Origin of the sequence: Synechococcus sp. PCC 6312, assembly GCF_000316685.1 — a bacterium.
Classification (GTDB): domain Bacteria; phylum Cyanobacteriota; class Cyanobacteriia; order Thermosynechococcales; family Thermosynechococcaceae; genus Pseudocalidococcus.
Map to the genome: position 1 here is coordinate 1538316 of NC_019680.1, position 12587 is coordinate 1550902.

Annotated in this window: 11 protein-coding genes; 1 reads left to right on the plus strand and 10 read right to left on the minus strand. The window is 49.9% G+C overall.

All coding sequences use genetic code 11. The features are described from left to right. Positions 1-192: 192 nt before the first annotated feature. The gene (locus tag SYN6312_RS07520) at positions 193-648 is read right to left on the minus strand and encodes a peptidoglycan-binding protein (protein WP_015124264.1); all 456 of its coding nucleotides are present in this window, start codon (positions 646-648) and stop codon (positions 193-195) included. Positions 649-811: 163 nt separating this feature from the next. Between SYN6312_RS07520 and leuC the strand changes: the two genes are divergently transcribed. Next, positions 812-2218 carry a 3-isopropylmalate dehydratase large subunit gene (leuC, locus tag SYN6312_RS07525; protein ID WP_015124265.1) on the plus strand — a complete coding sequence of 469 codons (1407 nt, stop codon included), beginning with the start codon at positions 812-814 and terminating at the stop codon, positions 2216-2218. Here the strand turns inward: leuC and ispD are convergent. The 9 genes from ispD to trxA form a co-directional block, all read right to left on the minus strand. Continuing rightward, the gene (ispD, locus tag SYN6312_RS07530; RefSeq protein WP_015124266.1) at positions 2215-2901 is read right to left on the minus strand and encodes a 2-C-methyl-D-erythritol 4-phosphate cytidylyltransferase; all 687 of its coding nucleotides are present in this window, start codon (positions 2899-2901) and stop codon (positions 2215-2217) included. The two genes, leuC and ispD, sit on opposite strands and share 4 nt — an antisense overlap. Before the next feature lie 127 nt (positions 2902-3028). Beyond that, the gene (locus SYN6312_RS19745) at positions 3029-3199 is read right to left on the minus strand and encodes a hypothetical protein (RefSeq protein ID WP_015124267.1); all 171 of its coding nucleotides are present in this window, start codon (positions 3197-3199) and stop codon (positions 3029-3031) included. A gap of 56 nt (positions 3200-3255) precedes the next feature. Next, on the minus strand, positions 3256-6813 hold the full coding sequence (locus tag SYN6312_RS07535) for an AAA-like domain-containing protein (protein WP_015124268.1): 3558 nt from the start codon (positions 6811-6813) through the stop codon (positions 3256-3258). 250 nt (positions 6814-7063) lie between these two features. Next, positions 7064-8131, minus strand: coding sequence for a RuBisCO accumulation factor 1 (locus SYN6312_RS07540; RefSeq protein WP_015124269.1), 1068 nt, complete (start codon positions 8129-8131; stop codon positions 7064-7066). Continuing rightward, positions 8128-8916: a Uma2 family endonuclease gene (locus tag SYN6312_RS07545; RefSeq protein WP_015124270.1), complete on the minus strand. Its 789-nt coding sequence runs from the start codon at positions 8914-8916 to the stop codon at positions 8128-8130. Before SYN6312_RS07545 ends, SYN6312_RS07540 begins: the two co-directional genes overlap by 4 nt. Positions 8917-8954: 38 nt before the next feature. Continuing rightward, positions 8955-9584, minus strand: a complete 630-nt coding sequence (locus SYN6312_RS07550) for a nuclease-related domain-containing protein (protein ID WP_015124271.1) — start codon at positions 9582-9584, stop codon at positions 8955-8957. Positions 9585-9716: 132 nt separating this feature from the next. Then, positions 9717-11012, minus strand: a complete 1296-nt coding sequence (purB, locus tag SYN6312_RS07555) for an adenylosuccinate lyase (protein ID WP_015124272.1) — start codon at positions 11010-11012, stop codon at positions 9717-9719. A 55-nt stretch (positions 11013-11067) separates the two neighbouring features. After that, positions 11068-12156: an LOG family protein gene (locus SYN6312_RS07560; protein WP_015124273.1), complete on the minus strand. Its 1089-nt coding sequence runs from the start codon at positions 12154-12156 to the stop codon at positions 11068-11070. 78 nt (positions 12157-12234) lie between these two features. Beyond that, a complete protein-coding gene (gene trxA / locus SYN6312_RS07565) occupies positions 12235-12558 on the minus strand; it encodes a thioredoxin (RefSeq protein WP_015124274.1) in 324 nt (107 codons plus the stop codon). Positions 12559-12587: the final 29 nt, after the last annotated feature.

A 12587-nucleotide genomic window follows, 5' to 3' on the forward strand; every position in this document is an offset into this window, starting at 1 on the left:
CCTGATCAAGCCAGACAGCAATAAATCGGGAAACCTGGGTTAGGCTACTTTTCCCTTAAAACAGTGAGTACAACGCTATAAGCTGAAAATTTTGAATAAACTTGCTTAAATCAGAAATCTAGGTCAATTTTACCCCAAGCCCCTCAGGGAGAATCACACCAGTGGCTGGAAAAAGGGATGACATAGCCAGGCCTATTTTGTTCGATTGCACAATAACGTCCAGGTCATCCGCTCAACCACCCCGGTGATATCTAACTTATGTTTGCGCTGAAACTCTGCCACCGCTTCCTTGGTCTTCCCATCAAAAATCCCCTGGCGTTCGACCCGATAGCCGTTCACCTGGAGCAAGGTTTGTAATTGATAGACATCCCGACCTGTTAAGCCTTGGCGTAGAACCCGCTCTCCCAGTGGGACTTTATCCTTGAGGGAAAACCATGTTTCTGGCCCCGCCACTCCATCAATTCGCAAGCCAAATTTCCGCTGATAACGCTTGAGGGCTTCTTCGGTGCGACTGCCAAAATCCCCATCCACCTTGAGGGTAAACCCGTGGGCCTTGAGTAATTCCTGTAATTCCACCACATCCGGCCCAACTGACCAGGGATAGAGAGTTGGCCCTGTAAAGGCATTGGGTGAGATTGATCCAGTCATAGATCGTCAGAAAGGGGCAGCGACAAAAGGCAACCGGCAGGCAGACACTCTTCCCAAAGCATAGGCACTTTTAGGAAAATTTAGCCCAGGCCTAGGAATTTTAGCCAAGCGGTTATAATTAGTAGCTTAGGATACTTAATCTTCACCCCACAGCAATAACGCCATGAGTCGCGGCACACTTTTCGACAAAGTTTGGGATTTACATACAGTTGGGACTCTTCCCTCTGGTCAAACCCAGCTTTTTATTGGCTTGCATCTAATTCATGAAGTCACCAGTCCCCAGGCCTTTGCCATGATTCGAGAGCGGAATTTACCAGTCTTATTTCCAGAGCGCACAGTCGCCACTGTGGATCATATTGTCCCCACGGATAACCAGGCCCGCCCCCTAGCAGACTCCTTAGCCGAAGAAATGCTCCAGGCCTTGGAGAAAAACTGCCAGGACTACAACATTTGCTTTTACAACATTGGCTCGGGAAATCAAGGCATTGTCCATGTCATTGCCCCAGAACAAGGCTTAACTCAACCCGGCATGACGATTGCTTGCGGGGATAGCCATACCTCTACCCACGGGGCCTTTGGCGCAATTGCCTTTGGGATTGGCACCAGTCAAGTTCGCGATGTTCTCGCCTCCCAAACCTTGGCCTTGGCCAAACTCAAAGTCCGCAAGATTGAGGTGAATGGAAATCTCCGGCCGGGTGTCTATGCCAAGGATGTGATTTTGCATATTATCCGTAAGCTCGGGGTTAAGGGCGGTGTCGGCTATGCCTACGAGTTCGCGGGTTCAACCTTTGCCCAGATGACAATGGAAGAGCGGATGACCGTGTGCAATATGGCGATTGAAGGCGGGGCCCGTTGTGGGTATGTCAATCCCGATCAGGTCACATTTGATTATCTCCAAGGCCGAGATCATGCCCCGAAAGGAGAGGCCTGGGATCAAGCCGTGGCCTGGTGGCAGAGTTTAGCAAGTGATCTCGATGCCGTCTATGACGATGTGGTGGTCTTTGATGCGGCCGACATAGTCCCAACTGTCACCTGGGGAATTACACCCGGCCAGGGCATTGGTATTAATGAAGCCATTCCCCAACCAGAATATCTGCCGGATTCTGAACAAGCCCTAGCTCAGGAAGCCTACCAATATATGCGCTTGGAACCTGGCCAACCAATTCAAGGGACAAAAATTGATGTCTGCTTTATCGGCAGTTGTACGAATGGCCGGATTAGTGATCTCCGGGAAGCGGCCCAAATTGCCCAAGGTCGTCAGGTTGCAGATGGCATTAAAGCTTTTGTTGTCCCCGGTTCCGAACGAGTTAAGCAACAAGCCGAAGCGGAGGGCCTGGATCAAATTTTTACCGCCGCTGGATTTGAATGGCGCGAACCTGGCTGTTCCATGTGTTTGGCGATGAATCCCGATAAACTCCAAGGCAGCCAAATCAGTGCTTCTTCCTCTAACCGTAATTTCAAGGGTCGGCAGGGATCGGCTTCAGGACGGACTTTGTTGATGAGTCCAGCAATGGTGGCGGCGGCGGCTGTAACTGGAACGGTCACGGATGTTCGGGAATTACTGAATTAAGGGTTTTTGCGGCCTTTGAGAATCAGTTCTGCTAGAGCTAAATCAGCCGGAGTTGTGATCTTCAGGTTGGTTTCCTCTCCCATGACAATCTGGACAGGCAAATCAAATTTTTCAAAGAGGGCCGCATCATCGGTGACTTCCAGGCCTAGGTCTTGTCCCTTTTGATGGCAGTCTTTCAATTCTTTAACCCAGAACCCCTGAGGAGTTTGAGCTGCCCATAGAAAGTCCCGATTGGGGGTTGCGGTGACAATTTTTTCCGAGTTAACAATTTTAATCGTGTCTTTGACCGGAATTGCCGCCACAAAGCCAGAGCAGTTCTCAAGGGCCTGGGCACAGCGGTGGAATAAATCAGGCGTGGCTAAACAGCGGGCCCCATCGTGGATTAAAACCCTTGTCGCATGATTCGGTAAAGCTTGCAGACCGTTATAGACTGACTCTTGACGCGTGTTTCCCCCCGGAATTAAAACAGTGGGGTAGGGAAAATCAAATTCCGCCAGTAACACCTGCCAGTCAGAAAAATCTCCAGGTTGGCCAATAATTCCAAGCCAAGTAATATCTGGGGTAGCTCTAATCGCCGTCAACGTCCAGGCCAAAAGTGGCCGACCCAACAGGTCTAGGAGGAGCTTATTCCGGTGACTGCCCATTCGTTTGCCCAGGCCGGCTGCCGGAATTAATAGATGCATGGTATTTATTAAACTTCTAGGTTTGGAAATCAATTATCCTGCAAAAACTCCCCCAAACCGACAAGAATTTTCTAGGAAGATTTAATCAATTCCAATGGGTCGCCGAAACGCCTAAAATTTCTCAACCCTAAGAACGGCGGCCGGGTGTACCTTGATCTTCTGGGGGTGGGGAATCAGCAATCAGGGTGGGGGTTGTCCGGTTAGCCTGTTCAAGGGGAGAACCGGAGGTGGGGCGGCTAAATCCCCAGGCTAGGCTGAGGCAAACGAGACTCACAACAATCGCAATTACATAGGGCATGGTAGAGACCTCTGAAGAAGGGTTAACTGGGGAGAAGGTAGGGGAAAACATCATTTTTAGTGTCTATTGGGGGGCGCAGGGCAAGCAGTTTGGGCAGTGATATGGGTAACTCGATAGTCTTGTAACCAACGGCATCCTTGCTGGATCAAGTCAGGGAGGGAATAAAGAGGCATCAGATAAACTTGGTCATTTTGGCCGGCAACCGCTAGGTGTTGGGAGGCGGCCGGACTGACATCGAGGGTATAGGAAATACCGGCCTGATCATTGACAGTTGCAATCGGTTGACCACTCAAGGCCCAAACACTGACAATTCCATCCTGCCCAGCACTGACAATCATTTCGCCATCTTGACTCAATCCTAAGCTGAGAATACTACTCATGTGACCCCTAAATTGACGGATTTTACGACCGTTCAGTTCCCACAGGCCAATGATCCCACCTTCTCCGGCCACAATCACGGTTTTTCTATCGGGAGTGATGTTTAAGCTGGTGAGCCAACCTTGCCGGGGGTTGAATTCTCGAATTAACTCGCCGGTCTCCACATTCCAAAAGCGCACCCAACCATCTTGCCCTGTACTCACTAGGGTTGGCACTGGGGAGTTTTCGCCCCCCGGAGGTTGGGGTAAAAAGCGTAGCCCCCAAATTGCCCCAGTATGGGCGTGGAACTTACGAGCAGACTGAGGTGGCCAAGCTGGGGACTGAGGGCCTGACCAAACCAGAATCTCCCCTGTTTTCCCCGCCGCCGCCAAATAGTGGCCATCCCCACTAAAGTCAACGGCATAGATGGCTGGCCCAGGCGGTTGCAGGGATAGAACAGAATTGGGGTGCTGCTGGAGGGGCCAAATTCCAACCGTACCATCATCACCACCAAAGGCGAGGTGCTGGCCAGCGGGGCTAAATTTCACGGTATTGATTCCCTGGGAACTGGCCTGGATCTGTTGGCGGAGTTGTCCATCGAGTTGCCAAAGCTTAATGCTGCCATCTTTCCCCGCCGTGGCCAGGTGATCTCCTTGGGGAGAAAAGTTAACGTGCCACACACTGGCCTGGCCTGTGCTCCAGACTTGATCTCGGGGTTGAAAATCCCACAGGAACAACCGACCACTGGGATCACTACTCAGGAGTGTTTTCGTTCGCTGATTGAAATCCACACTGGTGACAAACCGTTCATGACCCGATAGCTCATTTTGGAGTAAGCCATTCACGGTCCAGAGGCGAATTATATTGTCTTCGCTCAGAGTTAATAATGTTTCCCCAGAGGGACTAGCCCCGACTAAATAAGCTGGGGTTAAACTGACCCGCCACTGGTTAATTTGCTTGCCTTGAGTCGTCCAAAGCCGGAGAATCCCATCTTCACCCACACTAGCAATGGTCTCGTTGTCAATAAAGATGACGCTTTTTTGGATCACGGGTTGACCCAGACCCGCCTGCCAGTCCCGCACTAATTGCCCCGATAATGTCCAAACCCGAATCAGGCCATCACTGCCCGTCGTGACGAGGGTTTGGCCATTGGGAGCATAGGCAAGACTGAATCCTCTACTGGCTTGGGTGGAAAATCGTGCCTGTACCTGACCATTGGCAGCCCAAACCAGCACTTCGCCCTGATTAGTCAGTCCAGCAAGGGTTGCATGGGTCGGACTGAACTTAAAGCTAGCCAGGCCTGTTGCGAAATTGCCCAAAGTAAATAATTTTTGGGGACGACCTGCCAGACTCCAAACTTCACCCGTGCCGGCCTGGGTAAAAACAGCCAGTTGCTCACGTTCAGGATTAAACCGCATACCCACGAGGGTCTGGTTTGAGAGTTGGGTCTGGGCGAGTTTCTCCCCTTGTCTAGTCCAGCGTTGAACCTGTCCATCTGCCAGTACCGTCAGCACTTGTCCATCTTGGGTGAGACTGCTGCCAATTAAGGGTTTGGCAATGTTCCATTGGTTGCGGGCGAGGATGCGGCTGAGAATTGTATTCAGAGTCAGAATCGGGCGGGTGGTCGGATATTGACTCAGGGGTTCCTGGCCCACAAGCCGCAATAGTTCACGCCCATTCTCAATCGCTGCCACCAGAGAAGATAAGGGTTGGGAGGGAAATTGGTTGAGGATATTAATGCTGTCTTGCTCAAGACCCAAACTGGCTTGGGAGCTTTGCAGTTCTTGGCTGGTGCGAATCAGGCCTGTGCCGACTACAATCGCAATCACCGAAACCAGGCCCAACCCCACTAGGGAGCGTTGGACGAGGCGACGGGCCTGCTGACTGGCTTGACCGAGGATTCGATTTGCCCTGACGATTGCTTCTTTTTCTTGGCGTTCAATGATCAGCGTTCGCTGGGTTTCCTGCTGTTGCCAATCTTGGGAGGCGGCTAAAAATTGATAATCCTGGTCACTCAAACTTTTGTCACTGGCCCAACTCAAGGCCTCTTTGAGACTTTCACCCCGCAATAACCGAGAGGTATCACTACAGCCCGACTCCACCCAGGCCTGGAGTAATATCCCATAGGGCCGCAATTGCCCCAATTGCAACTCGACCCAGGCCAAGTCAAACACCTGGGCATAGATCGGATTAAAGACCCGTAACTGCCCCTGTTGATAGGCCACTAGGCCCGTTAAGCGCAATTCAATTTGTTCGCTACTGTCATCGGCAGGAATTGCCCCGGCCTGGAGCAAGTGTTGATAGAGACCTAAAATGCGCCCGGCCCGTTGCTCATTCGCCAAAATTCGGTTGCGGATTGTTTTTAAATGTTCTGGTTCATCGTGATGCTCCCAATCGGTTAACACCCAGGCCTGCACCAGTTGGCAAATTGTGGCGGCTTCCTGGCCTGGGGGAATGGGTTCTAGAAGGTGCTGTTGGGCCAAGCGGCAGAGTTTTTGGGTCAGAAAGGGTTGCCCCCCCGTCCAATCCAAAATGGCCTGGAGCACGGTTTCTGGGTTCGGACTGAGATCGGCCAGGCCTTGGGCCAGGGGGGCAGCGGCCGGTAATGCTAAACCCTCTAGGGGAATGGCTCGCCCAATATTAAAGGGAGTCCGTTGCTTATCTTGAATTAAATTGGCAGGGGTCGTCACGCCCATGAGCGCAAACGTGAGCCGATTAAACGCTGGATTATCCACCCGTTGGTTGTAACAGGCCCGCATCCAGGTAAAAAAGTCATCGGTGGCGAAGGGCAAACTCAGGAGGCTATCAATTTCATCAATGAAAATGACCAGTGGGGTGGTGATCAGGTCTAATAAGACGGTTTCAACAAAGTCCCCTAAACGCTGAACCGGGCCTAAATAAGCTCGTTCACGCCACCAGGCCCGTAATTGAAACTGGTCTCCCAAGCCAAACCCCTGCACTAAAGCCCCAATCAAGCTGGCATACCATTGATCGCTATTGATGTTTTGGCTACCAATCTTGGTAATATCGACGGCCGCACAGGCCACCCCTGCGGCTTGTAACCGTTGCATCACCTGTACCCGCAAACTCGACTTTCCCATCTGGCGGGCATTGAGGACATAACAAAATTCCCCGGCCAGGAGTCCATCCAAGAGGGCAATATCCGCCGCCCGTTGCACATAGGTACGCGCCGAATTGGGTAAGCTTCCGCCAACTTGGTAGGCAATGGTTGAACTCACTAAAGGCGGGGACGTCATTCGGGAGCATGATCCATTGATGGCTGGACAAAGGATAAATGAACGAAAGATAAATCAAGGCAAAGTAGGCGAGGCATTATCTCCAGGGCTGCTCAACGTTTCTAGTGGTCTAGCCCCCCCTGTGTAACGCAACAAAACGAATCAAACCAGTCTTGATGGTTACTACCAGACGCAGAAGCAGGCAACCGATGTTCCAATAATCCTCCCAATCTTAAGTCAGGCAACTAAGAGTAGAGCAAGCCAAAACCGGTTACTCATCAATGAGCCAGGAATTAAAGGTTGCGGTTTCATCCAAAATTCGCTTCGGTCGTAAAACGAGGATAACCTGCCCCAAAATTTCCACCTCTGCTTCTGTCTCTAACCAGGCCAAGCGGATATCTTCACCCTCCATCACTAAAACATAGCGTTCGGGATCCCAGGCCCTCTGCCCCCGATCCACAATGACTAAAACCTCTTCGCAGGGCTGATCCGCCGGGACATTGGGAAGATTGGTCGTTTTCGATAAAATGGCCATCGGTTCTATGGCTTGGCGAATGACCTGCCACCCTGGGATCGGGACAAAGGCTCCGGCCTGGGTTGATTTGAGCGTTGCAAAGGCACCTGTTTCTGTAAATTGCGGCACTTGAGCTAGGGCCTGGGCGGTGAGGGGCAGTTGCCCAACCAGAGGGACAATTCGGGGCATTTCCTCTTCTGATTCCAAGCGATAAAACGGCAGACGCGGGGCAGTTTTGGCCGCGGGAACGGTGGTGTTTAAGAGGAGGGCTTCCAATGCTTTGCGGGCTGGGCTGGCCTGGGCATAGCTGAGACCTTGGACAATTAGGCGAGACCGCTCTACTAAATCAACCTGTTGGCGAGCTAAATTCCAGTAATAAGCGGCCACCCGATCTCCCCCAGTTTGGCTAAAGGATTCTGGAATCGTGATCCGGCCAGCGTTTTTGAGGGCATTGGCGATCTCATGGGCCCCATCAGAGTCCAGGCCCCGATCTTGAATTAACTCCGCGCCCCAGACTCGTTCCTGTTGATTCAGAATCCGTAATTCGTAGAGACAATCACTGGCCCGCTGTTGGAAATAGGCCAGGGTTTCGCTATTGGCTGGCCCAGCTTCAAGACTCTTAAAAACTTGAATGGCGGTAATGATTTGATTTTGATGAATGGGTTCAAAGCCTGTCGCTTCAAAAATGGCCTGGGGTGAGAGGCCTGATTTTTGCAATTGTTGACAATCACTGGCCCAATCCAGCCAATTCCCTTCTTTGCGGCGGAGCTTTTGGAGAATTTCGCTCATTTCAGGTTCTGATAAGGCCATTGTTTCTAAACTCATAGGGCTGACTCTGGGGAAGATGGATAGTTTGCTTGTACCCAGGCCCGGAATTGTTTTAGGGTTCGCGTCTCACCACTTACTAAACGTTTTTGGAGAAATTCAACTAGGACTGAAGCAGGCAACTGAGGAAATGTCAAACTCACAAGCCTGGAGACATAGGTTTCTTGTTCAAGGTGATAATATTCCAAACTCTTTCCATCGTATCTCCAAACTTCGGGAATACCTAAACTGGCATAAATAGGTAAGCGGGGCAGAGAAGAACTGGTGGCATCAACTTCTACAACTAAATCCGGCGGTGGATCCCCAGCCCGTAAATCCACATTGACTTTGCTGCGGATCATCGGTTCATGTTGAATGTAATAACAGGAATCTGGTTCACAGCCCGTATCAATATCACCAGTTTTTAGGAGAGTTGAGCCAAGTTCCCGAATATTAATTCCCAGTTCATCGCAAAAGGTTCTAATCAAAGCACTTAAAAAGCATTTACTCCCCTCATGAAAAGCAAGTGGCGGCATAATTTCCAGTTCACCATCAAGATAAAAAAATCGAGCTTTGCGATCTTCACCTGTTTCGGCGATTAACTGCTCAAATGTTTCCCAACTGACATGATGCAAAATTCGGGGGGCTGTAATTTCTAAGTTGCCATCAAGATAAAAAAATCGAGCCTTGCGATCCTCTCCCGTCTCTGCAATTAGTTTTTCAAAAGTCTCCCAACTGACATTGTGCAGGACAGCAGAAGTAGAGTCTAGTAAATCGGTTAAAGATTCAGGAGTTGAGGCGAGCATAGCTTTCACCATTGATATAAATTGAATTGAGGGGACGATTACCAGGCCTGGGGTTGAAACTTATCATCATTCAGAATCTCCCCCTGAGCACCAGAGAGAGCCAAAACAAATAACCCTTTGCGATAGTCATAGGGATCCACATCTTGAGCAATCACCATCCCAGCCACTGCTCCCAAGGCGCGTTTATCGTTATATTTGGGCATTAACGGCTTAAACGTTTGTAATCGCTCTAGATGGTCGTCCGCATCTGCTTGGGTTAGTTTAATTTTAACTTCTACAACAATTACATCACTGCCATTGATCACGAATAAATCAATCTCACTCTCGTTCCGCCCCCTTTGAACCCATAAATTAGAAATGACCCGCGCCCGCAACAAGGGCACAACACCTAATCGCACCTGAGACTCAGGGAACTCGCCAAACCGATGCCCCCCAAAGCTAATTTGCTGGTTCACATTCTTAATTTGCTGACTAACCGCTCGAACTTCTTGACTGACAGCTTGAATTTTTTGATCCGTGATTTCAGACTGTTTTTGCATCAGCCGCTCAGTTTCTTGGGATTGCTCTTTCAGGATTCGCCTAGTTGCTTGGCATTCGCGTTCAGTTTGCCTTTGCGCTTCGACTAGTTCTCCCAATAACTGCCAAACTTCTGCTGATGTGGTTGCCATCGTTTGATCCTGCATCAAATCTAATCGATCTGCCTCTAACTTTAGGATAAAGCAGGAAAAGTGGTTGCCATGCCCCCCGCGCTTATCTCCCCACCCTAGATCAAGCCATCAATATCTGAGACATGACATGATTTAAATGCCAAGCCGTGAGTAAATTTCCTCTAAATGACTAAGATGTTGTTTCGGATCAAAGCAATCAGCTAGTTCTTTTTCGGAAAGATGTTGGCTAATTTCTGCATCCGTTGCCAGGGATTGGCGAAAGTTACCACCTTCTTGATTCCAGGCCTGGTGGGCATGACGTTGGACGAGGCCATAGGCAGCTTCTCGAGTCAGGCCTTTTTCAACTAGGGCTAACAAAACCCGTTGACTGAAAATTACGCCACCGTAAAGGTTCATATTCCGGGCCATGTTTTCGGGATAAACCTGGAGCGTCCGAATCAGTTCTGTGGCTTCCACCAACATAAAGTGAGCCGTAATGGAACTGTCGGGTAAAATCACCCGTTCCGCTGCACTGTGGGAAATGTCTCGTTCGTGCCAAAGGGCAACATTTTCCAACGCCACCATCGCATTGCCCCGTAACAGCCGGGCCAGGCCAGTGAGTCGTTCCGAGCGAATCGGGTTCCGTTTGTGGGGCATGGCCGAGGAGCCTTTCTGTCCCTTGGAGAAATACTCTTCTACCTCTAAAACATCGGTGCGCTGAAGGTTGCGAATTTCCACGGCAAACCGTTCTAAGCTAGCACCGAGAAGGGCAAGAACTTGGACATAGTCAGCGTGACGATCCCGAGAAATGACTTGGGTAGAGGCGGGGTCGGGCTGGAGTCCCAATTTTTGACAGGTGAGAGCCTCAACTTGGGGACTAATGTTGGCATAGGTTCCTACGGCCCCAGAAATTTTCCCAACTGCAATGGTTTGATGAAGCTGACAGAGCCGTTGCCGTTGCCGTAAGAGTTCTGCTAACCAGCCTGCAAGCTTAAAGCCCAAGGTAATCGGTTCGGCGTGGATGCCATGACTGCGACCCACCATGATTGTGTAGCGATGTGACTGGGCCTGGGTTCGCACGGCCTGGATTAACTGCTCTAACTGGGTCGAAAGAATCGCCAAGCTAGCCACTAACTGCAAAGCTAACCCGGTATCCAAAACATCGGAACTGGTCATCCCCAGATGAATATACCGCCCAGCATCCCCCACATACTCGTTCACATTGGTCAAGAACGCAATAACGTCATGCTTAACTTCCGCCTCAATTTCCAACACCCGCTGGAGATCAAAATTAGCGTTGGCTTTGATCCTCTCCACAGGTTCAGTTGGAATTAAACCTAACTCAGCTTGAGCTTCACAGGCCGCAATTTCAACTTGTAGCCAAGTTTTTAACTTGTAAGCATCTGTCCAAATTTCGCCCATCGGGGCCAAGGTATAACGTTCAATCATAGAGAGTTACTAAGGGGTTGGTAAAAGGCCAGAAAACTGCATGGGATCAAAAAAGCTATTTCCGTTCAGGGTGACTTGCGGCATGGCCTGCCCCCATTTGGTTTAAGCGCAGAATGAGTTGATAGAGGCGGCCAAAGTCTCGCTGATTAAAGTGGAGTTTCAGGCGGGGTAAATGGGCCGTATGAATAAAGTTAGGACGATGATCCGGTTGCTCGTCTCGGAGTTCTTGGGGGGATGCGGTTGTTTTTTCAATCCTACCACTGTCTAAAATATCAGCAAAGTCTTGATTGAGTACCGCAATTTGCCCATCGTTTAGCTCTTGATTCAAACGCAAGATGAGATATTCATTGACATAGCGGCACGAGTGATAAACTCGATAGAAATTACCCAGATTAGTTAAAGCTTGCTCAACGCTATCGGTAATCGTATAAAGCTGATCATCTTCATCACTGATTAAACCATTGCCTTTAAGCTCCCGTTGAATATAATCATGCCAATTTTGCCAATAGGTTCCACCCGGCCTATCGACTAAAACCATCGGGATGGGGGGAGATTTACCCGTTTGACAGAGGGTGAGACATTCAAAGGCCTCATCGAGTGTCCCAAAGCCGCCTGGAAAAATGGCAACGGCATCACTTTCCTTGAGCAAAAAGAGCTTACGGGTGAAGAAATATTTAAAATGAATCAGGCGGGGATCACCCTCAATAAAGCTGTTAGCACCGGGTTCAAAGGGTAACTCAATATTCAAACCAAAGGAATGTCCAGGCGCGGCGCCTTTATTACCCGCTTCCATAATCCCTGGCCCGGCCCCCGTCATAATCATAAAGCCCTGTTCTGTGGCCTGGTGGGCAAAGTCATGGGCCATTTGATATTCTCGGGCATCGGGTTGTGTCCGGGCCGAACCAAAAACCGAAATTTTCCGAGTGTGACGATAGGGGGCAAAAACTTGCAAGGCTCGTTCCATGTCCCGTAAGGAGGAGCGAATTACCTTCCAATCCAGTCGGTCTAAATCTTCTTCAGCTAATCGAATCACTGTTGCTAATACGGTTTGAATTAAATCCCCATTTGTAACCGTATTAAGCTTTGGAATCAGTTGGGCTAAATCGGCTTGGAGTGAGGCTAGGGCCTCGAATGTTTGACTCATGGGGTGGCCTGGTGGGAGCGAACCTTTATTTTATCAGGTGGTGTATCCCAGCCCCGGTCTTTTAATGTTTATTGCTCCCTAGAGGAACTGATCCAGTGTGGCTTCAATCTTAGTTTTGGGAACAGCCCCAACTAACAAGTCAACTTTCTGCCCCCCCTTAAAAATCATTAAGGTTGGAATGCTGCGAATCCCATATTGAGAGGCAACTGCAGAATTTTCATCGGTATTCACTTTGACGACTTTTACTTTGCCATCGTACTCATTAGCAATTTCTTCGACAACGGGAGCCACCATCCGGCATGGCCCACACCAAGGTGCCCAGAAGTCCACAAGTACAGGTACTTCACTGTCGAGAACTTCGTCTTTAAAGGTGGCATCTGTAACTGAAACGGCTGAGGACATAGGGCAAAATCCAAACGAGCAAAACAAAA